This window comes from Terrabacter sp. NPDC080008 (genome assembly GCF_040702505.1).
In the GTDB taxonomy this organism is placed as follows: Bacteria; Actinomycetota; Actinomycetes; order Actinomycetales; family Dermatophilaceae; genus Terrabacter.
Map to the genome: position 1 here is coordinate 1 of NZ_JBFBLC010000011.1, position 23,040 is coordinate 23,040.

20 protein-coding genes and 1 rRNA gene are annotated in these 23,040 nt (G+C 73.7%); 14 read left to right on the plus strand and 7 right to left on the minus strand.

The window, feature by feature from the left end; genetic code table 11:
• Positions 1 to 91, plus strand: a 5S ribosomal RNA gene (gene rrf / locus AB0316_RS20325); the annotation flags it as partial.
• Between the two features lie 111 nt (positions 92 to 202).
• On the opposite strand, the gene arr is transcribed toward rrf, so the two are convergent.
• Positions 203 to 1,144 carry an NAD(+)--rifampin ADP-ribosyltransferase gene (arr, locus tag AB0316_RS20330; protein WP_366275016.1) on the minus strand — a complete coding sequence of 314 codons (942 nt, stop codon included), beginning with the start codon at positions 1,142 to 1,144 and terminating at the stop codon, positions 203 to 205.
• Between the two features lie 218 nt (positions 1,145 to 1,362).
• On the opposite strand from arr, the gene AB0316_RS20335 reads away from it, so the two are divergent.
• A complete protein-coding gene (locus AB0316_RS20335) occupies positions 1,363 to 1,758 on the plus strand; it encodes a VOC family protein (protein WP_366275018.1) in 396 nt (131 codons plus the stop codon).
• Between the two features lie 47 nt (positions 1,759 to 1,805).
• Here the strand turns inward: AB0316_RS20335 and AB0316_RS20340 are convergent, their stop codons facing one another.
• The gene (locus AB0316_RS20340) at positions 1,806 to 3,050 is read right to left on the minus strand and encodes a M48 family metalloprotease (RefSeq protein ID WP_366275020.1); all 1,245 of its coding nucleotides are present in this window, start codon (positions 3,048 to 3,050) and stop codon (positions 1,806 to 1,808) included.
• Positions 3,051 to 3,110: 60 nt separating this feature from the next.
• On the opposite strand from AB0316_RS20340, the gene AB0316_RS20345 reads away from it, so the two are divergent.
• The 4 genes from AB0316_RS20345 (at position 3,111) to AB0316_RS20360 (ending at position 8,232) form a co-directional block, all read left to right on the plus strand.
• Positions 3,111 to 3,527: a nitroreductase family deazaflavin-dependent oxidoreductase gene (locus AB0316_RS20345; protein ID WP_366275021.1), complete on the plus strand. Its 417-nt coding sequence runs from the start codon at positions 3,111 to 3,113 to the stop codon at positions 3,525 to 3,527.
• A 124-nt stretch (positions 3,528 to 3,651) separates the two neighbouring features.
• Positions 3,652 to 5,667, plus strand: coding sequence for a phosphocholine-specific phospholipase C (locus AB0316_RS20350; protein ID WP_366275023.1), 2,016 nt, complete (start codon positions 3,652 to 3,654; stop codon positions 5,665 to 5,667).
• 157 nt (positions 5,668 to 5,824) lie between these two features.
• On the plus strand, positions 5,825 to 7,432 hold the full coding sequence (locus tag AB0316_RS20355) for an alkaline phosphatase PhoX (RefSeq protein ID WP_366275024.1): 1,608 nt from the start codon (positions 5,825 to 5,827) through the stop codon (positions 7,430 to 7,432).
• 131 nt (positions 7,433 to 7,563) lie between these two features.
• Entirely contained in the window at positions 7,564 to 8,232 is a 669-nt protein-coding gene (locus tag AB0316_RS20360; protein WP_366275025.1) for a VOC family protein, read from the plus strand.
• A 9-nt stretch (positions 8,233 to 8,241) separates the two neighbouring features.
• Here AB0316_RS20360 and AB0316_RS20365 read toward each other — a convergent pair whose 3' ends face one another.
• The 4 genes from AB0316_RS20365 to AB0316_RS20380 form a co-directional block, all read right to left on the minus strand.
• Positions 8,242 to 9,006, minus strand: a complete 765-nt coding sequence (locus AB0316_RS20365; protein ID WP_366275026.1) for an alpha/beta hydrolase family protein — start codon at positions 9,004 to 9,006, stop codon at positions 8,242 to 8,244.
• A gap of 156 nt (positions 9,007 to 9,162) precedes the next feature.
• Positions 9,163 to 10,038, minus strand: a complete 876-nt coding sequence (locus AB0316_RS20370; protein WP_366275027.1) for a glycosyltransferase — start codon at positions 10,036 to 10,038, stop codon at positions 9,163 to 9,165.
• Complete coding sequence (locus tag AB0316_RS20375) at positions 10,035 to 11,024, minus strand: glycosyltransferase (RefSeq protein ID WP_366275029.1); 990 nt, start codon at positions 11,022 to 11,024, stop codon at positions 10,035 to 10,037. The genes AB0316_RS20370 and AB0316_RS20375 overlap by 4 nt, the downstream gene beginning before the upstream one ends.
• Before the next feature lie 6 nt (positions 11,025 to 11,030).
• Positions 11,031 to 12,374, minus strand: a complete 1,344-nt coding sequence (locus tag AB0316_RS20380; protein WP_366275031.1) for a UDP-glucose/GDP-mannose dehydrogenase family protein — start codon at positions 12,372 to 12,374, stop codon at positions 11,031 to 11,033.
• Positions 12,375 to 12,573: 199 nt separating this feature from the next.
• Here AB0316_RS20380 and AB0316_RS20385 point away from each other — a divergent pair, with 199 nt between their 5' ends.
• Genes AB0316_RS20385 through AB0316_RS20420 form a run of 8 tightly spaced genes read left to right on the plus strand, consistent with a single transcriptional unit; the run spans position 12,574 to position 22,025 of the window.
• The gene (locus AB0316_RS20385) at positions 12,574 to 14,208 is read left to right on the plus strand and encodes a carbamoyltransferase C-terminal domain-containing protein (protein WP_366275033.1); all 1,635 of its coding nucleotides are present in this window, start codon (positions 12,574 to 12,576) and stop codon (positions 14,206 to 14,208) included.
• The gene (locus AB0316_RS20390; protein ID WP_366275034.1) at positions 14,205 to 15,755 is read left to right on the plus strand and encodes an HAD-IIIA family hydrolase; all 1,551 of its coding nucleotides are present in this window, start codon (positions 14,205 to 14,207) and stop codon (positions 15,753 to 15,755) included. The genes AB0316_RS20385 and AB0316_RS20390 overlap by 4 nt, the downstream gene beginning before the upstream one ends.
• Positions 15,752 to 16,858: a glycosyltransferase family 9 protein gene (locus tag AB0316_RS20395; RefSeq protein WP_366275036.1), complete on the plus strand. Its 1,107-nt coding sequence runs from the start codon at positions 15,752 to 15,754 to the stop codon at positions 16,856 to 16,858. Before AB0316_RS20390 ends, AB0316_RS20395 begins: the two co-directional genes overlap by 4 nt.
• A complete protein-coding gene (locus AB0316_RS20400) occupies positions 16,855 to 18,057 on the plus strand; it encodes a glycosyltransferase (RefSeq protein WP_366275038.1) in 1,203 nt (400 codons plus the stop codon). Before AB0316_RS20395 ends, AB0316_RS20400 begins: the two co-directional genes overlap by 4 nt.
• A 53-nt stretch (positions 18,058 to 18,110) precedes the next feature.
• A complete protein-coding gene (locus AB0316_RS20405) occupies positions 18,111 to 18,689 on the plus strand; it encodes an SIS domain-containing protein (protein ID WP_366275090.1) in 579 nt (192 codons plus the stop codon).
• The gene (locus tag AB0316_RS20410; RefSeq protein ID WP_366275040.1) at positions 18,686 to 20,173 is read left to right on the plus strand and encodes a PfkB family carbohydrate kinase; all 1,488 of its coding nucleotides are present in this window, start codon (positions 18,686 to 18,688) and stop codon (positions 20,171 to 20,173) included. The genes AB0316_RS20405 and AB0316_RS20410 overlap by 4 nt, the downstream gene beginning before the upstream one ends.
• Complete coding sequence (locus AB0316_RS20415; RefSeq protein WP_366275041.1) at positions 20,170 to 20,952, plus strand: SDR family oxidoreductase; 783 nt, start codon at positions 20,170 to 20,172, stop codon at positions 20,950 to 20,952. Before AB0316_RS20410 ends, AB0316_RS20415 begins: the two co-directional genes overlap by 4 nt.
• Positions 20,943 to 22,025 (plus strand): glycosyltransferase family 9 protein, encoded by a 1,083-nt coding sequence (locus tag AB0316_RS20420; RefSeq protein ID WP_366275042.1) that lies wholly within the window; start codon positions 20,943 to 20,945, stop codon positions 22,023 to 22,025. The genes AB0316_RS20415 and AB0316_RS20420 overlap by 10 nt, the downstream gene beginning before the upstream one ends.
• Here AB0316_RS20420 and AB0316_RS20425 read toward each other — a convergent pair.
• The gene (locus AB0316_RS20425; protein WP_366275044.1) at positions 22,014 to 23,009 is read right to left on the minus strand and encodes a UDP-glucuronic acid decarboxylase family protein; all 996 of its coding nucleotides are present in this window, start codon (positions 23,007 to 23,009) and stop codon (positions 22,014 to 22,016) included. The two genes, AB0316_RS20420 and AB0316_RS20425, sit on opposite strands and share 12 nt — an antisense overlap.
• Between the last annotated feature and the right edge of the window lie 31 nt (positions 23,010 to 23,040).

Genomic DNA, 23,040 nt, shown 5'->3' on the forward strand with positions numbered 1-23,040 from the left:
GCCCGGCTCCATTCCGAACCCGGAAGCTAAGCCCTTCAGCGCCGATGGTACTGCACTGGTGACGGTGTGGGAGAGTAGGACGCAGCCGGACACACATTCAGACAACCCCGCCGGGTCACCCGGCGGGGTTGTCGCATTTTCGGACCGTTTCCGGAATGGCTTCCCCCCAAAAGAACTGCACTTCACGGGTGCTCGATGTGGCTCAGTCGTCCATCGCCTCGATGCCGAGCTCTGCCAGCTCGACCATCCCCTTGCGCATCCGCCGGATCAGCTCTGGATCGGGCCGCTCCCACCCAGTGATCTCCTCGATGACCCGCAGTGGCTCGGTGGTCCGGTAGGAGCGGGTCGGATTCCCCGGGAAGCGTTTGTCGGTCACGTTGGGGTCGTCCTCGATGCGGCCGAGCGGCTCCACTCGGTAGACGCGGCCCGGCCCGTCGCCCTGCGCGAGCTCCGCCGCCAGCGGTGCGCCCGCCAGCGTTGCTGTGAGGTAGATGTGGTTGGACTGTCGACGGGAACCGTAGTTCGAGCGCCACCCCGGCGTGAGCAGCTCGCCCGGGCGAACGTCGGCCCGGGTCCCGTGGAAGAAGGGCCCTGGGTCGTCGACGACGCGGGGAGGTGGAGGCGGGTCGCGCAGGAGGCTGTCGAGGCGCCGCATCAGTACCGCCACGCGGCTACGGCCCTCAGGCGCCCGTGGATAGCGCTCGAGCACGTCGAGCACGACCGGAGTCATCCGCTTGGCGGCCGCGGTCACGACGTACTCGGCGACGACGGGATCATCCCCGCGCGCGAGCTCTGCCGCACGTGCGGCGTGGGCGCCGGCCCCGAGGATGTGCCGTACCTGGGTCGCCGAGGCGAGGGGATGCAGGTATGCCGACGCGGCCGCGTCGCCGGCGGCGATCGCCGCATGCTGAGCCGGCCCACCCACGGCCTCCTTGCCGGCGCGATGCGCCTGCGTCGCTGTCGATCGCTGGAGCCGGGAGCGCGGTGCCCCGGTCGCGAACGCCCGCGCCGCCTCCAGCGCCTCGGCGGGCCTGGGGTCATCGGGCCGCTCCCGCTCGAAGAGGACGAGGGCGCGCTCGGCGCACGACACGGCATACGCGGTGACGGCTCGGATCTCGTCCATGGTCAGCTCGACGCCATTCATGCGCGACGCCCTACGGAGGATGGTCGGGGATGGGTCAGCATGTCGGCCTCCGGACCGCAGGGGGTGGTCTGCCAGCCTGTCACCGCTCGGGCCCTCATGGGGACGAATGGGAACGGTCCCGTGGATCGGCTGCGGCCTCGCCCGTGAGGGTGTAGAGCGGGATGAGGGCCGAAACGGCTCCCCGAACCATTCACGTGCAGCCCATCGGGAGGACCTCCATGCTCACACGTGCATCTGTCACCGCCAACATCCCCGCGGCCGATCTCGCTCGCGCCCGGACCTTCTACGCCGACACCCTGGGGATGGAACCCGCCGCAGACCTGAGCGACATCGGGATGCTGGTCTACCGCACCGAGGGAGGAACGGAGTTCAGCGTCTACCAGACCGAGTACGCCGGACAGGCCGGCCACACCGTGGCCCAGATCCACGTCGACGACGTCGAGGGGGAGGCGCGCGCCCTGCAGGGCAAAGGCGTCACCCTCGAGACCTACGACATGCCGGGCGTCGAGTGGGACGACGGCATCGCGACCCTCGGCAAGATCGGGAAGGCCGCCTGGTTCAAGGACAGCGAGGGCAACATCCTCTGCATCGACTCCGGCTTCCCGCAGGCCTGAGCTGCGCGGACTTCCGAGGCCGGCGGCCAGCAAGGTCAGCGCGGCGCTCACGTCGCCTCGCGCGCGGCTGCCAGGCGCTCGACCGTGTCGGGATGGGTGGCGAAGAGGACGTACTCAAGGCGCGGGGGCCGGACGTCGGCGACGTTCACCGTCGCCAGCCGCAGCTGCACGGCCGCGAACTGCGCGGGGTCGGCGGTGAGCCGGAGGGCGTGCTGGTCCGCCCGGGCCTCGGTCCGGCGCGAGGCGAGGTTCTGCAGTGGGCCGGTGACGAGCCCCGTGACTGCCGCCACGGCCAGGACGAGGCCGATCGCGCGCGGGGAGCCGATGGACGGCGCCCCCGCTCGTCGGAGCAGTGGCTCCCACTGGCCCACGACGAAGAGCAGGACCACGGCAGCCGCGGCGGCGACCGCGCCGAGCGCCGCACCCACCTCGGGGTCCCGTGCCCTGGCATGTCCCAGCTCGTGCGCCACGACGCTGCGCACCTCGCCGCTCGGTGCCTCGCGCAGCAGGGTGTCGTAGACGACGATGCGCCGGGTCGCGCCGAAGCCGGAGACGTACGCGTTGAGCCCGGTCGTGCGCCGTGACGCGTCCGCGACCAGCACCTCCCGCACCGGCAGTCCGTCGCGGGCTGCCAAGGCGACCAGCTCCTCGCGCAGCGGGCCGGCCGGCATGGGCCGGAACCGGTTGAAGACCGGCTCCACGAGTACCGGGAAGACGAAGGAGAACAACACGACGAGACCTGCCGCGGCACCGGCGCCCCACGCCCACCACCACGAGGGCACGAACCTCGCCAGCGTGTAGAAGCCGGCCAGCAACACCGCGCCCAGCACGAGCCCGAGACCCGCCCCCTTGAGCAGGTCGACGGCCCAGGCGCCCCAGCCCTGGGTGGACAGCCCCTGGCGCCTCAGCACGGTGTGCCGCCAGGCCGCGAAGGGGAGCGGCACCAGCCACACGATCGCCAGGACGGCGAGGCCGCCGAGGACCGCCTCCGCCAGCCACTGCCCACCGGAGGGAGCGGCCGCCCAGGCGACGACGTGGGCCCCGGCCGGCGTCAGACCGAGCAGGAGCGGAACCAGCAGGCCTGCCACGAGGGAGCCGTAGGTGCTCGGGCGCAGCGCGGCGTGCAGGGCCTTACCCCTCCCGACCACGTCGGCGGGGATGTCGAGCAGGGCGGCCGTTCGAGCGGCGTCGGTCGGTCCGGGCGTCGCGCGAGGCACGAGCGCCACCGCTGCACCCGCCAACGCGAGGACGAGGGCGGCCAGTGCGACCAGCGCCCACGAGATCGGGTTCACGGCTGCCCCCTCCGGGTCGAGGACGGGTTCAGGCTACGCGCCCCCGTAGGGTGCGGAGCCATGAGTGACTGGAACGACAGGGTCATCGCCGAGTTCCGTGCGAACGGCGGACGCGTCGGCGGCAACTTCGAGGGCGCGCCGATGCTGCTGCTGCACACGACGGGCGCCAGGTCGGGCGAGCCTCGCACCCACCCGATGATGTACCAGGCGGTCGCCGACGGCTGGGCCGTCTTCGCCTCGTACGCGGGGCTCGACGTCAACCCGGCCTGGTTCCACAACCTCAAGGCCCACCCCGAGGTGTCCATCGAGGTCGGCGTCCACGGCACGGTGGAGACCATCGACGTGCACGCCCGGGTGCTGGACCCCGAGGAGCGCGAGCCCATCTGGCAGGAGCAGAAGCGGCGCTACCCCGGCTTCGCCGACTACGAGAGGAAGACCGACCGTGTGATCCCGGTCGTGCTGCTCACGCGGCGCTGACCTCGGGCCTGACCAACGGCTGACCGTGACTTCGCGCGCCGGTCACCTGCGCGCCGAGCCACGTTCGCCGGGGGAGAGGAAGTTGGGGACGCTCCCCACACCGCCCTCCACCCCAGGAGAACCCATGGTCAACCTCGACCGCCGCCGCTTCCTCCAGATCGCCGGCGGCGCCGCTGCCGCCACGATGCTCGACCAGAGCATCGCCCGGGCTGCCGCCATCCCGGCCAACCGGGCCACCGGCTCGATCAAGGACGTCGAGCACATCGTCGTCCTCATGCAGGAGAACCGCTCCTTCGAGCACTACCTCGGCAGCCTTCGTGGCGTCCGCGGCTTCGGCGACCCGCACCCGGTCCAGCTCCCGAGCGGCCGGAACGTGTGGCACCAGTCCGACGGCACCCGCGAGATCCTGCCGTTCCACCCCACCGCCGACGACCTCGGCGCGGCCTTCCTCGAGGGCCTGCCGCACGGCTGGAGCGACGGCCAGGCCGCGGTCGACAAGGGCCAGTACAACGGATGGATCCCGGCCAAGGGGACGACGACGATGGCATACCTCCAGCGCGAGGACGCCGCCTTCCACTACGCCCTCGCCGACGCGTTCACGGTCTGCGACGCGTACTACTGCTCGTTCATCGGCAACACCGACCCGAACCGCTACTACATGTGGAGCGGCTGGACCGGCAACGATGGCAAGGGCGGCGGCCCGGTGCTCTACAACGACGAGGCGGGCTACGACTGGCGCACCTACCCCGAGCGCCTCGAGCGAGCCGGCGTCTCGTGGAAGGTCTACCAGGACGAGGGCAACGGCCTCGACGCGGCCGGCTCGTGGGGCTGGACCTCCGACCCCTACATCGGCAACTACGGCGACAACTCGCTGCTCTACTTCAACAGCTACCGCAACGCCGCCCCCGGCTCGGCCCTCTACGAGAAGGCGCGCACCGGCACCAAAGCGCGCGACGGGCAGGACTACTTCGAGCTGCTGCGCAAGGACGTCGCGGCCGGCACGCTGCCCTCCGTCAGCTACATCGCGGCCCCCGAGGCCTTCAGCGAGCACTCGAACTGGCCGACCAACTACGGCGCCTGGTACATCTCCAAGGTCCTCGACACCCTGACCTCCAACCCCGAGGTGTGGGCGAAGACGATCCTGCTCATCACCTACGACGAGAACGACGGCTTCTTCGACCACCTCGTGCCGCCGCACACGAACTCGCCTGTCATCCCCGGCGCCTCGACGGTCCCGACCGACAACGAGTTCTACGACGGGAAGTACGGCGCCGGCGACTACGGCATGGGCCCGCGTGTGCCGATGTTCGTCGTCTCGCCCTGGAGCACCGGCGGCTGGGTCTGCTCCGAGACGTTCGACCACACCTCGATCATCCGGCTCATGGAGACGCGCTTCGGCGTCAAGGAGCCCAACATCACGCCGTGGCGCCGCGCCGTCGCCGGCGACCTGACGTCGGCGTTCGACTTCTCCAAGACGGTGCAGGAGGTCCCGGCGCTGCCGAGCACGACGAGCTGGAAGCCCTTCGACGACAAGCGCCACCCCACCTACCGCCCCCAGCCCCCGGCGCAGGGCACGATGCCCAGCCAGGAGCCCGGCACCCGTCCCGCCCGTCCCATCGGCTACGACCTCGAGGTCCGCGAACGGCAGACCACGGGCGCCATCACGGTCGACCTCGACAACCGCGGCCGGCGCGGCGTCCACCTGCAGGCACGGCTGATCGCACCCGCGGGCTCGCCGCACAGCTACACCGTCGGCGCCGGCGACGAGCTGCGCGCGACGTGGCCCGTCACGGGTGAGTACGACATCCACCTGCACGGGCCCAACGGCTTCTTCCGTCGCTTCGCGGGCGGGCCGGGCACCGAGCACGTACGCGTCGAGCTGCGTCGCGAGGGACGCAGCCACCGCGTCTCCGTCGTCGTGGACGCCCCGCGCGGTGTCGAGGTGACGGTCGAGAACGCATACGGCGGACGCACCCGCGTGGGCCGGCGACCCGTCACGATCGACACCGCAAGCACGGGCGGCTGGTACGACCTGACGGTGGTGGCCGACGGCACGACCTTCCTGCGGGCCTTCGCCGGGCACCTCGAGAACGGTCGCCCGTCGACCAGCGAACCGGCGCTGGGTCGCCGCAACGCCTGACGGCCGCCCACGAACCCCGGCGACACCGCCACGTCGTGAAGTGATCGTCGGGTGTTCACGCAGTGTGAACGCTGCTGCCAGCCTGCACGGAGAGAGTCGGGGGTGTCTGAGAGCCAACTGTCAGACACCCCGACTCCCTTGCACGAGAGGCATCTCCGTGAAGACTCACACCACGCTCAAGGTCGGCCTCGTCGGCACGCTCGCCGCAGCCGCCGCCTTCGCCCTCGGCGGCTCCGCAGCGGACGCGCACGACGGCCTGCCGGTCGTGAACGTGCCGCACGCGAACCCGCGCTTCGGCATCCAGAACAACGTGCTCACCCCCTCCGCCACCCAGACGTCGGTGGCGTGGGGCAACCTGCCGCTGACGAACCCCGACGCCGCGAACGGGGTCACGCACTACGGCTACAACACCCTCGACGGCGCCCCGCTGACGCAGACGAAGGACGAGGCGCACAAGACCGAGCCCGACAAGAACGTCTACCTCGTCCTCGGCGGGAAGCACTACCTCTACCAGGGCCACGAGATCGGCCCGCGCGGCTACGTCACGCGCATCAACCTCGACGAGACCGACCCGCTCAAGCGGGTCACGCTCATCTCCGACACCGACACGGCGGGCGCCGCGTACCCGACCATCGACGGCATCACCTGGAACCCGTTCACGAAGCAGCTGCTGCTGACGGCTGAGTCGGGCTCGCCCAGGGGCGGCGTCTGGGCCGTGGGCCTCGACGCCAACGGTGACGCCGTCGACGGTGGCAAGGCGACGCGTCTGCCGGCGCTCGGCTCCGGAGGCTACGAGGGCATCCAGAACGACTCCGACGGGAACGTCTGGATCGTCGAGGACATCGGCGGCAAGGGCGCGAGCGGCGGCAAGGTGCCCAACAGCTTCGTCTACCGCTTCGTGCCCACCGACAAGACCGACCTGACCAAGGGCGGCAGCCTGCAGGCGCTGCAGATCCAGCGCCGCGACGGCTCCCCGGCCACGACCTCGCAGCTGCAGGCCAACCCCGCCGACAGCTTCATCGGCGAGCTGCACACCTACGGCACGTCCTTCGCCACGAAGTGGGTCACGATCCATACCGGCACGACGGAGGCCTTCGACGCGACGGCCGCCGCCAAGGCCGCGAACGCGACCCCGCTCAAGCGCCCCGAGAACGGTGTGTTCCGCCCCGGCACCGGGTTCAAGGAGTTCTACTTCACCGAGACGGGCGACACGAGCACGTCGAGCACCCTGCCCGGCGCGTACGGCGGCGTCTTCCGCATCTCGCAGGCCGGCCCCAGCGCCGACACCGGTCGCATCTCGATCGCCGCGGTCGGCGACAAGGAGCACACCGGCTTCGACAACATCGCCTTCGCGACCGCCGACGACCTGCTCGTGGTCGAGGACGCCGGCGACGGCCTGCACGCCCAGCGCGACGCGCTCGACTCCGGCTACGTCTTCCACCTCGGCAAGGGCCGTGGCGAGGAGAAGCGCTCGGACGCCGCCCGGGGTGGCCAGGCTCCCCGCCCGGTTCGCTTCCTGGCCGAGGGCCGTGACGCCTCCGCCACCTTCGACGCGATGAGCGGCCCGTCCTACAACGACGGCGACAACGAGATCACCGGCATCCACGTGTCCGACGGCGACCCCACGGTGGGTGGTCTCCTCGGCGCCAAGCTGCCGCAGCCGACGACGAACCCCGCGTGGCGCACCTTCTGGACCCAGCAGCACGGCGACAACACCACCTGGGAGATCCGTTGGAACGGCTCCCGCACGGGCGAGCGGGACTGACCCGCGCATCTCCTGCTCACGCGTGACCCAGGGCCCGGCAGCGTTCTCGAGCGCTGCCGGGCCCGGCGGCTGCCGGGCCCCGGCGGCTGTGGGGCCCGACGGCTGTCGGTCGGCGGGTCTACCGTCGCCCCATGGCAGACACACCCGAGAAGCTGACCCGGCAAGCGGCCTCCGACGCGCTGCCGAACTGGCGGTTCCTGCTCCAGCGCGTCCACCGCACCGTCCGGGCGGCCGACCCCGGAGCTGCGCTCCAGCTCGTCGCGCGCATCGGCGAGATCGGGCAGCGGCTGGGCCACCACCCCGACATCGACCTGCGCCGCGAGGTCGTGCACGTCGTGCTCTCGACCGGGGACGTGGACGGCGTGACGGAACGGGACGTCGCCGTGGCACGAGCGATCGACGAGGTGGTGGCCGAGCTCGACCTGAGGTCGGAGCCCGGTCAGCTGACCGTGGCCGAGATCGCGATCGACGCCCTCGACATCGACGCGGTGCGCCCCTTCTGGCAGGCCGTGCTCGGCTACGACGCCGTCGGTCGCGACGACCTGCGCGACCCGCTGCGGATGGCACCGGCCATCTGGTTCCAGCAGATGGACGAGCCACGTCCCCAGCGCAACCGCATCCACATCGACGTCACGGTGTCGCACGACGAGGCACCCGGGCGTCTCGAGCGGGCCCTCGCTGCCGGTGGCCGGCTCGTGTCCGACCGGCGCGCACCGGCCTTCTGGATCCTCGCCGACGCCGAGGGCAACGAGGCGTGCCTGTGCACCTGGCAGGGCCGCGACCCGGGCGCTGTCGGCTGACGGCCGCCCTCAGTGCGCGGTGGCTGCGTCCTGCGCGGCGAGCACGACGAGGTCGGCGACCTGCTCGGGATGGGTGAAGAGGTTGTTGTGCGAGCCGCCGAGCCGTGCCGTGCGCGTCCTCGGGGCCTTGACGGCCGACGCGGCGAGCCGGTCCAGCCACTCGAACGGGGCGTATGCGTCGTCGACCCCTGAGGTCAGCGTGACCGGTACCTTCAGGTGGGCGATGCGCTCGTCGGGCGCGTCCCGAAGTCCGGAGCCGAGGATGGCGAGGATCCCTGCCCGGCCGCGCCACGTCTCGGCGGGGTCGAGCTCATCCGGGCGGTCGCGCCGGTAGGCGAGCGTCGTGGCCAGGGCCAGGCCCGTGAGTCGGCGCTGCGGTGGGCAGAAGGTCGGGCCCGCCATGACCAGGGAGACGCCGGCGCGTCGCGCCCCCAGGGCGAGGGCTGCCGTGAGGGCCGCCTGCGCCCCGGTCGAGTGCCCCAGCACGACGACGGGACGTGCCGGCGCGTGGGTCTCGACCCAGCGCGCGGCCGTCAGGCCGATCGCGTTGATGTCGGGTCGCGCAGGCCAGGGCCGGTCCGACCCGAAGCCCGGCAGGTCGAGCACGGCGCACGACAGTCCGCGGGACGCCACGGCCGCCGCGGTCGGGCGCGTGTAGTGCGTCAGCCCGAGGCCGGGCAGCACGACGACGAGCGCCTTTGCGTCGCAAGGCCCGTCGTCGGCCCACAGGGAGCGGACGACGCGTCCCCGGATCGTCGACAGGTGCTGCTTCACGATCGCGACTCTAGGTCAGGCCCGCACGGTCGCCGCACACACCGGGGCAGTGCACACCTCGTGTCCGGCGTGTAGCGACCCCCGACGGGTGCAGCCGGCCCGGGCGTGCACCTCACCCGGGGCGTGGGCGGCTGGCCGGTGTGCGTGCGGCCGGAGTCAGTGGGGGAGCCGGGCGGGGGCCGGGGCGCTGGTGTCGAGCAGCGACCGGTCGGCCTCCACCGGCGCGGGGAGCAGGTGGCGGGCCCTCAGCGCGGCGGGCGCCCTGGGCGCCGCCGCCAGCACCCCGCGTACGCCATGAGGGCTGCGAGAGAGCCGGGCGGCGGTCCGCGCGACCACGCGCCACGGCCGACGCATCAGCGCGGTCAGCACGGTGTTGCGGGCGATGCGGACGTGCCGCGCCGCCACGTCGCGGGTCGCCGAGGGGAAGTGGCGGGCGACGAGGGCCGGGGCGTAGCAGACGGCCCAGCCGAGGGACGCGAGGTCGAGGGCCAGGCGCTCCTCCTCGCCGGCGAAGAAGACGACCGGGTCGAAGCCGCCCGCCTGCAGGTAGGCGGTCCGGCGGACGACCGCGCCGCAGGCGATGAAGCCCAGCACGCGCGGGCCCGGTTCCCCGTCGTGCGCGCCCAGCGGCGACTCGGCCATCTGCACGCACACCGGCTCGAGGGTCGCGTCGTCCCCGACGAGGATGCGGGCCCCGAGCAGCCCCAGCCCTGGATCCGCGTCGAGCAGGTCCGCGGCCAGGTCGAGCGCACCGGGCTCCCACCACGAGTCGTCGTCGGCGAACGCGACGTAGGGCGTGCCGGCCTGCTCCACCCCGAGGTTGCGGGCGACCGCGCCGGCGTTGCGCGGCAGCCGGATCACCCGCACCTCGGGGAAGGCGAGTTCGACCTCGTCGGGCGTGCCGTCGTCGGAGGCGTTGTCCACCAGGATGACGGGGTGGGGCGGATGGTGCGGGAGCGAGACGCGCAGGTCGTCCCAGCGGTTGCGGGTCGCGACGACGACAGTGACCCGGGCGCCCGAGTCGGTGCTCACGGTGCTGATCCCGGCAGTGACTGCCCGGCGTGGACGGCGGCGAGCACGGCGTCCCACTCGTGGAGGAAGCGCTTGAGCCCGAAGCGGTGCAGCGCGTGCTCCCGGGCGCGGGCACCCATCGCGCGGGCCAGGTCCGCGTCATGGAGCAGGTCGCGCACGCTGGCAGCCAGCTCCTCGGGACGGGTGCTGACGATCCCGGCCTCCGGCGGCACGGCGATCGCGCTCTCGGTGCTCGCGACGACGACGACCGGCATGCCCAGCGTCATCGCCTCGACGAGGGACAGCCCGAGCGACGTCCAGCGGTTCGGGTGCAGGTAGACGCGCCGCCGAGCCATCTCGGTGTGGAGCCGCTCCTGGTCGAGGTCCTCGAAGGTCCTGAGGCCGGCCGGGACGTCCGGCAGGTCCCGGAGCGCGTGGGCCTTCATGCCGAACACGTCGACCGGGTGTCGGCGCGCCAGGTCGACGACGAGGTCGGTGCCGACGGCCCGCCCGCGGCGCACCGGCTCGTTCACGACGACGGCGGCGCGCTCGAGCTCACCCGTGTAGCGGTGGCCCGGGTCGACGATCCCGTGGTCGATGACCGTGAACGGCGCCTGCCCGTTGTCCCAGAGCAGGGCGTTGAAGTCGGTGACGTGCACGACGGGGATGCGCCGCTGGTCGGCCAGCGGGTGCCGGTCGAAGGGCACCCGGCCCCCCGGCACGTTGTGCTCGAGGTAGACGGCCGGCAGGTCCTGGCCGGGTCGGCGCCCGGTCCACTGCCGGACGAGGTCGAGCTCGTGCGGGCGCTGCAGGACGACGACGTCGAGGTCCTCGTCGCCCAGGCGCTCCGGGGCGACCTCGCGCACGGTGTCGGGCCAGTCCCACGACTGGGCACGGCCGACGCCGTCCGGGCCGCGGTCGGGCAGGACGGGGACGACGTAGTCGTGCGGGCCCTGCACGAAACCGGTGGTCCACGAGCCGTGGACGTGCCAGAGGAGGATGCGCACGTGCCGTCACCCGGCCTTCCGGGAAGCCGCTCGCGGGGTGGTCTCACCGCGACCGAAGGCGTGGACCTGCCAGCCGGCGCGGGACCAGCGAGCGGGGTCGAGGACGAGGCGCCCGTCGACGACGACCCTGCGCGCGACGACGCGGCCCAACGTGGCCGGGTCGAGCTGCGCGAACTCGGGCCACTCCGTGAGGACCAGCGTGACTTCCGCTGCCGCACAAGCGGACTCGGCGCTGTCGGCCGTGTCCAGGTCGATGCGGTCACGGAGGTGGCGGGCAGCTTGGGGGTCGAAGACACGTACGCACGCACCAAGCCGGGCGATCGAGGTGGCCACGGCCAGCGCGGGGGAGTCGCGCACGTCGTCGGAGTCGGCCTTGAAGGCGGCCCCCAGCACCGCGACGTTGCGGCCCCGCGGGTGCCCGTCGAGCAGGCGCACGGTGAGGTCGACCGCGCGCTGTCGCTGGTGGATGTTGACCGAGTCGACGGCCCCCAGCAGCTCCGAGGCGGAGTCCACGCCGAGCTCGGCGGCCCGGCTCGCGAAGGCGCGGAGGTCCTTGGGCAGGCAGCCGCCGCCGAAACCGATGCCCGGGGAGAGGTACCGCGAGCCGATCCGGGCATCGAGGCCCAGGATCTCGGTGAGGCGCTCGATGTCCGCGTCGGCGACCTCGCACACCTCCGCGAGCATGTTGACCAGGGAGATGCGGCTCGCGAGCATGACGTTGGCCGACGCCTTCGCGAGCTCGGCGGTCTGCAGGTCGGTGCGGACCGCGCGTATGCCGTCGCGCAGCACCGGCGCGTAGACCTCGCGCAGTCGCGCCTCGGCGGCGTCGGAGGCAACGCCGAGCACCAGCCGGTCGGGGCGCAGCGAGTCCTCGACCGCGTGCGCCTCGCGGAGGAACTCCGGGTTCCAGGCGACCTCGACGCCGTGCCCCGGCGCCACGAGCTCGTCGAGTCGCTCCTGCACGAGGGAGGCGGTGCCGACGGGCACGGTCGACTTGCCGACGACCAGGGCTCCGCGGCGAAGGTGCGGGGCGAGCGCCTCGACCGCCTGCCAGAGCGCCCCGAGGTCGGCGCCGTGCCCGGAGTCCAGCTGGGGCGTGCCCACGCAGAGGAAATGGACGTCGGCGTCCGACACCGCCGACAGGTCGGTGCTGAAGGTGAGGCGTCCCGCGCGCACGCCGTCGCGGAGCAGCTCGTCGAAGCCCGGCTCGTGGAAGGGCGCCACGGCGGCGCCGAGCTGCGCCACTCGGGCCGGGTCGACGTCGATGCCGACGACGTTGTGGCTCCAGCTCGCGAGGGCGGCGGCGTGGGTCGCGCCGAGGTATCCGGCGCCGATCACGGAGATACGCACGCCCGGCTCTTTCCCGCTTCTCGGGTCGCCAAACGCCCAGGGCTTCGCGCCGGCCCGGCGCTCGCGTGCTGGCGCGGCCGGGCAAAACGGGCCAATCCGAGCACGAGAAGCACTTCTCCACCGAGAAGCGGTTTGACGGCACCGAGAAGTGGGCACCGCTTCTCCGAGAAGCACCACACCCACCTGTCCAGGAGGCGTCGTGAAGGTCCTCGGAGTCAACGCGCTGTTCCACGACCCCGCGGCGGCGCTCGTCGTCGACGGGGTCACGGTCGCCGCGCTGGAGGAGGAGCGGCTGTCTCGCCGCAAGCACGGCCACCGCCCGGTTCCCTTCGCCGCGTGGGAGGTTCCCGAGCTGGCGGCACGCTGGTGCCTCGAGGAGGCCGGCCTCGAGCCGTCCGATCTCGACGCGGTCGCCTACTCCTACGACCCTGCGCTCGCGGAGCCGGCGGACGAGCTGGGGCTGCACGACCCGTGGGACCACCTTCGCCAGACCTACGCACAGCGTGTCCCGTCGTTCCTCGCGAGCGCGCTCCCCGGGCTCGACCCCGCCTGCGTACGCTTCGTCCCCCACCACGTGGCCCACGCCGCCTCCGGGGCCCTCGCCGCACCGAGCGGTGACACCGACGTGCTCGTCCTCGACGGTCGTGGCGAGCGCGCCAGCCACCTCGCCGGGCACTACTCCGATGGGGCACTGGAAACGCTTGCGACGCAACGACTTCCGCACTCTCTGGGTCTGCTCTACGAGGACGTCACGCAGCACCTCGGCTTCCTGCGCAGCAGCGACGAGTTCAAGGTGATGGCCCTCGCGTCCTACGGCACCCCCCAGTTCGCCGACGAGCTCAGGCGGGCCGTCACGACGACCGGCGACGGCGGCTTCCGGACCGAGCCCATCGACTGGGGATCCCTGGCCAAGCCACGGGGCCCCGACGACCCGTGGACGCAGGAGCACGCCGACCTCGCGGCGAGCGTGCAGGCCCGGCTCGAGGAGGTGCTGCTCGAGCTCGTCGGCTGGCTGCACGACCGGACGGGCGCGCGCCGCCTGGCTCTCGCCGGCGGCGTCGCGCTGAACTGCGTGGCCAACACCCGCTTGCACGCAGACGGGCCCTACGACGACGTCTGGGTGCAGCCGGCGGCCGGTGACGCGGGCACGGCCCTCGGGGCCGCGCTCACCGTCGCCTCCGACGGCGGTGACCGGTGCGCCCCGATGCCGGGTGCCGACCTCGGCCGATCCTGGAGCGACGACGAGCTGGAGGGCGTGCTGCGGACGGCCCGGGTGCCCTACGAACGGTCGAAGGACGTGGCACGCGAGGTTGCCGAGTGCCTCGCGGCAGACGGCATCGTCGCGTGGTTCCAGGGGCGCAGCGAGTACGGTCCCCGAGCCCTCGGGCACCGCTCGCTGCTCGCGCACCCGGGGCGGGAGCAGAACCTGGAACGCCTCAACGACGTCAAGGGCCGCGAGCAGTTCCGGCCCGTCGCCCCGATGGTCCTGGCCGAGCGGGCGCAGCAGATCTTCGGCCGAGGCCCCCTGCCCTCGCCCTACATGCTCTTCGTGCACGACGTCGCCGCCGAGTGGCGCGACCGGATCCCCGCCGTGGTGCACGTCGACGGGACGGCTCGCGTCCAGACGGTCGATGCCCACGACGAGCCCCTCGTGGCCCGCATGCTCTCGGCCTTCGAGGAGCTGTCCGGCATCCCGGTCGTCGTCAACACCAGCCTCAACACCGCAGGCCGGCCCATGGTCGACAGTCCGCGGGACGCGCTGGAGTGCTTCGGCTCGGCTCCCGTCGACCTCCTCGCGATGGGCCCCTTCGTCGTGCGGCGGCCCCGGGCATGACGACCAGCCAGGCCGGCACCACCGACGGCACCGGCGAGCCGGGCGCTGGAGAGCCGGTCACCACGATCGTCGTCCCGACCATCGGTCGGGACACCCTGCTGACCCTGCTCGAGCGCCTCGCCGGGCAGTCCACCACGGTGACGGCCCCCGTCCTGCTCGTCGATGACCGCCGCGAGGACCACCCCGTGGCTCCGCCTGCGTGGTTCGACGAGCTGCCCTTCCCCGTGACGGTCCTGCGCAGTGGCGGTCGGGGTCCCGCCGCGGCGCGCAACCTCGGCTGGCGCCACGCCCGCACGCCCTGGGTCTCGTTCGTCGACGACGACGTGCTGCCCGGGGAGGACTGGTACGCACATCTTCTCGAGGACCTCCGCCGAGCCGGCCCCGACGTCGTCGGCTCGCAGGGCCGTCTGAAGGTCCCGTTGCCGGTCGACCGCCGTCCCACCGACTGGGAGCGCTCGACGGCCGGTCTCGAGGGAGCGCTGTGGATCACCGCTGACATGTCCTTCCGCCGTGCGGTGCTCGCGGCGGTCGGTGGCTTCGACGAGCGCTTCCCTCGCGCCTACCGCGAGGACGTCGACCTCGGGCTGCGGGCCACGGAGGCCGGTGGCCGCATCGAGTGGGGCGAGCGCGAGGTGCTCCACCCCGTGCGTCCCGCCGACGACTGGGTCAGCGTCCGCCGCCAGAACGGCAACCTCGACGACGCGCTGATGCGGCGGCTGCACGGTCGCGACTGGCGGGCCCGCACCCACGCCGCCCGGGGCCGGCTGCCGCTCCACGTGGCCACGGTGGCCGCGGGCATGACATCACTGGCGGCCACCGTGCTCGGACGCCGCCGCGCTGCCACCGTGGCCGGCCTCGGCTGGGCAGCCCTGACCGCTGAGTTCCTCACCGCCCGTGTGCGTCCCGGCCCGCGTGACCGCCGTGAGGTCGCGAGGATGGCCGCCACGAGTGTCGCCATCCCCTTCGCCGCCGTGGCGTATGCCGTCCGCGGCCGTCTGCGGCACCGCACGGTGGAGCCGTGGCGGGGCACCCCCGACCTCGTCCTGCTCGACCGGGACGGCACGATCGTGCACGACGTCCCGTACAACTCCGACCCGGACGCCGTCCGACCCGTCGACGGCGCCCGGGAGTCGCTGGACCGCCTGCGCGCCAACGGGATCCGGATCGGCGTGGTGACCAACCAGTCCGGCGTCGGCCGGGGCCTGCTCACCGAGGACGAGCTCCACGCCGTCAACGCGCGCGTCGAGCAGCTGCTCGGGCCCTTCGACGTCTGGAACCAGTGCCTGCACGCCCCCGACGAGGGCTGCGACTGCCGCAAGCCCGAGCCGGGCCTCGTCCTCGACGCCTGTGCCCGGCTCGGCGTGGACCCCGGCCGCACCGTCGTCGTCGGTGACATCCGCTCCGACATGGCCGCCGCAGGGGCCGCCGGGGCTGTCGGGGTGCTCGTGCCCAACGGCGCCACCCGCCGGGAAGAGGTCGACGAGGCAACGCTCGTGGCGCCCGACCTCGGCTCGGCGGTCGACGCGCTGCTGGGAGGTCGCTGGTGAGCCACGTGCTGGTCGTCCGGCTCGACAACGCCGGAGACGTCCTCGTCGCAGGGCCGGCCGTCCGTGCCGTTGCCGCGGGAGCCGACCGGGTGACGCTCGTGTGCGGACCCCACGGGGCCGCGGCCGGTGAGCTGCTGCCCGGCGTCGACGAGGTGGTGACGTGGGGCTGCCCCTGGATCGACCCGAGCCCGGCACCGGTCGAGCCCGCGCACATGGACGCGCTCGTCGAGCTGGTCCGGATGCTGGCGCCGGACCGGGCCCTCGTCCTCACATCCTTCCACCAGTCGCCGCTGCCGACCGCCCTGCTCCTGCGCCTCGCCGGCGTCCCCTGGGTCGGGGCCGCGAGCACCGACTACCCCGGCAGCCTGCTCGACCTGCGGCACCAGCCACCGGACGACCTCCACGAGGTGGAGCGGGCCCTGTCGCTCGTCCGTGCCGCCGGCTACGAGCTGCCCGACGGCGACGACGGCCGGCTCGCCGTGCGGCCACCGCAGGCGCCCTGGCTGCCGTGGGTCGCGTCGGCGCCGTGGTCCGACGGCTTCGTCGTCCTGCACCCCGGCGCCTCGGTGCCCGCCCGCGCGTGGCCCGAGCACCGGTGGCAGGAGCTTGCACGGCTCCTCTCAGACCGTGGACGCCAGGTCGTCGTGACCGGTGGCCCCGGGGAGCGGGCGCTCACGGCGAGGGTCGCGGCGGCATACGGCAGCGGTGACGTGCTCGACCTCGGAGGGCAGACGACGCTCGGCGAGCTCGCCGGTGTCCTCGGCGCCGCGTCGGTGGTCGTGGCGGCCAACACGGGTCCGGCGCACCTGGCGGCAGCCGTCCGGACCCCGGTGGTCTCGCTCTTCGCACCCACGGTGCCGTTCGAGAGGTGGCGGCCGTGGGGGGTGCCCGTCGTGGCACTGGGCCGGGGCGACGCGCCCTGTCGTGGAACCCGGGTCACGACGTGCCCCTTCCCCGGCCACCCGTGCCTGACGTCGGTCGCCGCCTCCGAGGCGTGCCAGGCCGTCGAGGCGCTTGCGCCGCAACGACGTCCGTCGCTCGCCTCGCCAGAACCATTGGAAGACAGAGCCGTCCGCCAGACCGTCCCAGGAGGTACGTCATGAGGATCGCCATGGTGTCGGAGCACGCCAACCCCCTCGCCCTGCTGGGCGGCGCGGACGCGGGCGGCCAGAACGTGCACGTCGGCGCCCTGTCGGCGCAGCTCGCGGCCCGGGGGCACGAGGTGACCGTCTACAGCCGGTGGACCGCCCCCGACGTCCAGGAGCGGGTGGAGACCGCCGACGGCTACGTCGTCGAGCACGTCCCCGTCGGCCCGCCCGAGGAGGTCCCCAAGGACGACCTGCTGCCGCACATGCCGGCCTTCGCGCGCTACCTCGAGGACCGGTGGAGTGAGCGCCCCGTCGACATCGTGCACGCCCACTTCTGGATGAGCGGGATGGCCGGCACGCGGGCGGCCCGCCGCGTCGGCATACCGGTGGTGCAGACGTTCCACGCCCTCGGCACGGTCAAGCGCCGCCAGCAGGGGGCCCGTGACACGAGCCCACCCGAACGGCTCGGTATCGAGCGGCGGCTGTGCCGGCAGGTCGACCGGGTCATCGCCACGTGCACCGACGAGGTCGAGGAGCTCGGCGTCATGGGGCTGCCGGCACGCCGCGCCACCGTCGTGCCGTGCGGCGTCGACACCGACGTCTTCCGGCCGTATGCCGTCCCGCCCCGCCGGCGACCGCGGCTGCTCTCGATCGGGCGCCTCGTCGAGCGCAAGGGCGTCGGCAACGCCATCGAGGCGCTGGCTGCCGTGCCGGACGTCGACCTCGTCGTCGCCGGCGGGCCGCACCCGTCGCAGCTCGACACCGACCCCGAGATCCGGCGGCTGCGCGAGGTGGCCAGGCGCTTCGGCGTCCAGGACCGGGTCAGCTTCCTCGGCGGCGTCGGCCGCGAGGACGTGCCCCGGCTGATGAACGAGGCCGACCTCGTCGTCGCGGTGCCGTGGTACGAGCCGTTCGGCATCGTGCCCGTCGAGGCCATGGCCTGCGGGCGTCCGGTCGTCGGGTCCGCCGTCGGTGGCCTGCTCGACACGGTGCTGCCCGGCCAGACCGGCGAGCTGGTCCCACCGCGCCACCCCGAGGCCCTGGCCGGGGTGCTGCGCCGGCTGGTCGCGGACGAGGAGCGGCGGGAGGCCTACGGGCGCGCCGGTCGCGACCGCGCCGTGGCGCTCTACCGGTGGTCGTGCGTGGCGGCAGCCACGGAGGACGTCTACGCCGAGGTGGTCGCCGACACGGCGGGGAAGGCGGTGGCACGGTGAACGCCGGTCCGACGAGCTTCACCCCGTGCGACCACGAGCACCTCGCGGCCCTCGTGCAGGCGGCCAGCACCTTCACCCCCTGCGTCGAGCTCGCCGACCGGTGGGGAGCCCGTCTCGCGGCGACGCTCGAGAACGGCGGCCGCCTGCTGGCAGCGGGCAACGGCGGCAGTGCCGCCCAGGCCCAGCACCTGACCGCAGAGCTCGTCGGCCGCTACCGGCTCGACCGCCGCCCCTTCTCCGCGATCTGCCTCAGCTCCGAGACCTCGACCCTGACCGCGGTCGTCAACGACTACCCGCCCGAGGAGCTCTTCGCGCGGCAGGTCGAGGCGCACGGGCGCGAGGGCGACGTGCTCGTGCTGCTCTCGACGAGCGGGCGCAGCCCCAACGTCGTCGAGGCGGCGCGCCGAGGGCGTGAGGCGGGCCTGGTCGTGTGGGCGCTCACGGGGCCGGCGCCGAACCCGCTCGCCGAGGTGGCCGACGAGGCCCTCAGCGTGGACGCCGAGTTCACCGCGACCGTGCAGGAGCTGCACCTCGTCGCGCTCCACATCCTCTGCGCCGGGCTCGACCGCGCCCTCGGCGTGCTGCCGAGCCGCACGCGGGAGGACGTCACCGCCATGGGGAGGCCGGCATGACCGGCCGCTCACGCGCCACAGGGACGACGGCCGGCCTGAGCGGTCCGCTCGTCGTCGTCGGCGACGCCTTGCTCGACGTCGACGTCGAAGGCCGGGCGGGGCGGCTGTGCCCCGACGCGCCGGTCCCCGTGCTCGACGAGCTCGTCGAGCGGGCCCGTCCTGGTGGGGCGGCTCTCGCCGCCGCACTGGCGGCCCGGGACGGCGTCGAGGTGGTGCTCGTGACCGCGCTCGCCGACGACGAGGGCGGCCGGCGCCTCCGGCAGCTGCTCGCACCGGTCGAGGTCGTGGCACTCGCCCCGCAGGGGGCCACCCCGGTCAAGCGCCGCGTCCGCGCCGACGGCCAGTCGCTGCTGCGCCTCGACACCGGGGGCGCCCCGGGCGGCGTCGGCGCCGCACCCGAGCGGGCCCTCGACGCCGTGCGCGCAGCAGGCGCCGTGCTCGTCTCCGACTATGGCCGCGGCACCGTGGACGCGCCCGGCCTGCGTGAGGTGCTCGCGGAGGTCGCGGGCGGCATACCCGTCGTCTGGGACCCGCACCCTCGCGGCGGCCGACCGGTGCCCGGCGTACGACTGGCCACCCCGAACGAGGAGGAGGCGGCGGTGCTGGCGGCGCGCGAGGGCCTCGAGGCCGGCGGACCGCCACACTCCCTCGTCGCAGCGCGACGTCGCGCCGAGGCGCTGTGCCGGGCCTGGCGGGCGCAGGGCGTCGCCGTGACGCTCGGTGCTCGAGGTGCCCTGCTGACCTACGGGAGCGGTACGCCGGTGCTGGCCCCCGCACCCGACGTCCAGTGCGTCGACGCATGCGGGGCCGGCGACCGCCTCGCCGTGTCGGCCGCCGTCGCCCTCGGCTCTGGTGCGGTCATGGCCGACGCCGTGGCCGAGGGGGTGCTGCGCTCGGCCGAGTACGTCTCCACCGGGGGGCCGGCGTGCCTGGACCACCGCGACGGCTCGGCACCGGCCTGGGAGGCGCTGAGTGTCCCCGGCGCCGACGGTGCCCCGGGCCCCGGGGCACCGACGGTCGTGGCGACGGGTGGCTGCTTCGACCTGCTCCACACCGGACACATCGAGACGCTCCGCGCCGCCCGGGCGCTCGGCGACCGGCTCGTCGTGTGCCTCAACTCCGACGCCTCGGTGCGCCGGCTCAAGGGCCCGGGACGGCCCATCGTGCCCGAGGCCGACCGGGCCCGGGTGCTGCTGGCGCTCGAGTGCGTCGACGAGGTGGTGCTCTTCGACGAGGACACCCCCGTCGAGGTGCTGCGTCGGGTGCGGCCGGCCATCTGGACCAAGGGCGGCGACTACGCCGGTGCCGACGTGCCCGAGCTCGCCGTGCTGGAGGAGTGGGACGGGCAGGCGGTCGTCCTGCCCTACGTCGAGGGCCGCTCGACGACGGCCCTCGTCGCGGCCGCGACCCGTCAGGACGCCAGGCCCGATGCACCAGCGGCCGCAGCCGCGAACCGATCAGCGACAGGAAGGACGGACGCATGACGACCTCGACAGTGGGCTCGGCAGACGGCTCGACGGATGCCTCGACACAGGGCTCGACACAGGGCTCGACACAGGGCTCGACCTTGGGAACCGTGCTCGTGACGGGCGGAGCCTCCGGCCTCGGGGCCGCCGTGGCCCGGGCCGTCGCCGAGGAGGGCGGCCGCCCGCTCGTGCTCGACCGGCGAAGGCCGGAGCCCGAGGTGCTCGAGCTGCCGGATTCCGACGTCGGCATCGTCGACCTGGCCGACAGCCGGGCCGCCGAGCAGGCCGTGCGTGACCTCGTCGACGAGGCCGGCGGCGTCGATGCGGTCGTCACCTGTGCCGGCACCGACGCCTGCGGCCGCTTCGACGAGATCGACGGCCCCGACTGGGACCGGGTGCTGCAGGTCAACCTGCTCGGCACCGCCGCCGTCGTCCGCGCCGCCATGCCGTCCCTGCTCGAGCGCGGTGGCCGGGTCGTCACGGTCGCCTCGACGCTCGGCCTGCGCGTGCTCAGCGACGCGACGGCGTACTGCGCGTCGAAGTTCGGGGTCATCGGCTTCTCCCGGGCGCTGGCGGTCGAGACGCAGGGCCGGCTGGGCGTCACCACCCTGGTGCCCGGCGGCATGCAGACGGCCTTCTTCGACGGACGGCCGGACCAGTACAAGCCCGGCCCGGATGCCAAGCTCAACCGCCCCGAGGACGTCGCCGCCGCGGTCGTCTTCGCCCTGCGCCAGCCCCGCGGGTGCGAGGTGCGCGAGCTCGTCATCACGCCCTCCGTCGAGGGGTCTTGGCCCTGAGCCGGCAGGAGACGGTGGGGCGAACCGGACGAGGGACGGCAGGCCGTGCCCTCGTCCTGCGGGCGCTCGGCCTCGGCGACGTGCTCACCGCGGTCCCGGCCCTACGCGCGATCCGGCGCGGACTGCCGGACCACGAGATCGTCCTCGCGGGACCGGCTGCCCTCGCTGACCTGGTCGTGGCGCCGGACCTCGTCGACCGGGTGCTGCCGGCGCAGGGCCTCGCGCCCATCGAGTGGGACGGGCCAGGACCGGACACGGCCGTCGACCTGCACGGCTGCGGCCCCGAGAGCCACCGGCTCCTCCAGTCGCTGCACCCGACGCGGCTCGTCGGTTTCGCCTGTGCCGCAGCGGGCATCGCCGGCCCCCCGTGGCGAGCGGGTGAGCACGAGGTACGCCGGTGGTGTCGTCTCGTGACCGAGGCCGGCTGGCCGGCCGACCCGTCCCAGCTGCGGCTCTCGCCTCCGTCGGTGTCCAGTCCCGCGCCGGGCGCCGTCGTGGTCCACCCCGGCGCCGCCTACCCCTCCCGCCGGTGGCCGGCGGAACGCTTTGCAGCAGTGGCGCGCTGGGCTACCGACCAAGGACTCCACGTCGTCGTGACCGGCAGCGCCGCCGAGGTGCCGCTCGCCCGGACCGTTGCCGATGCGGCCGGTCTGGGGTCCGGCGCCGTCCTCGCCGGCCGCACTGAGCTGACCGCGCTGGCCGCGCTCGTCCACGGCGCTCGCCTCGTGGTGTGCGGCGACACCGGAACCGCTCACCTCGCCACGGCGTTCGGCACGCCGTCCGTCGTCCTCTTCGGCCCGGTGCCGCCCTCGGAGTGGGGACCGCCGGCGGACGGCCCACACACCGTGGTGTGGCACGGCGCGGGGCGCGCGGCGGCCGGTGGCCGCGGCGACCCGCACGGCGACGCGGTGGACCCTGCGCTCCTGGCGACGACCGTGGACGAGGTCGTCGCCGCGATGCGCGAACGGTTGCGCTTCAGTCGATCCCGTGACTCCGACTCACGCTCCGGCGCCGACCGCGAGGCCCTTCAGCCGGCCATGAACCAGACCACGGGCGGGGCGTCAGGCCGCTGAGCCGAGCTGCTCCTCGAACCACTCCAACGTGCGGCGCAGCCCCTCCTCGGCGGGCACCTGCGGCTTCCAGCCGAGCAGCTGCGCGGCCCGTGACGTGTCCGGGCGGCGCACCCGCGGGTCGTCCTCCGGGAGGTCCACGAAGGTGATCGGCGAGCTCGACCCCGCCAGACGGCATACGGTCTCGGCCAGCTCGAGGACGCTGATCTCCTCGTCGCCCCCGAGGTTGACCGGACCGGGGTGGTCGCTCTCGGCGAGGGCACAGAGGCCGGCGACGGTGTCGGTGACGTAGCAGAGCGAACGCGTCTGGCTGCCGTCGCCGGTCACGGTGATCGGCTCGCCGCGCAGGGCCTGGGTCATGAAGGCGGGAATCATCCGGCCGTCGTCGGTGCGCATCCCCGGCCCGTAGGTGTTGAAGATGCGGGCGATGCCGGTGTCGACGCCACGGCTCGTGCGATAGGCCGTCGTCAGCGCCTCGGCGAAGCGCTTCGCCTCGTCGTAGACGCTGCGGGGCCCGACCGGGTTGACGTTGCCCCAGTAGCTCTCCGGCTGCGGGTGCACGAGCGGGTCGCCGTAGACCTCGGAGGTGGAGGCGAGCACGAAGCGGGCGCCGTTGACCTGGGCGAGGTCGAGGGCGTGCATCGTGCCCTGGCTGCCGACGAGCATGGTCTCGACCGGCAGCGCCGCATAGTGCACGGGAGAGGCGGGGGAGGCCAGGTGCATGACCTGGTCGACGTGCCCGGGCACGTCGAGCACTCGCGTCACGTCGGCCTCGACGAAGCTGAAGCAGGGATGGGTCGCGAGCTCCTCGACCACCGCGGGCGTGCCCGTGACGAGGTTGTCGACGGCCACGACCTCGCAGCCGTCGTCGAGCAGGCGGCGGCAGAGCCACGCCCCGAGGAACCCCGCGCCTCCCGTCACCACGACCCGTCGCGGGCCGGCATTCCGGGGGCCCCGCAGCGCGGTGGCTGCGTCTACGCCTTCCACGCCGGACGCGTACCCGAGCCCTTCGAGGGCC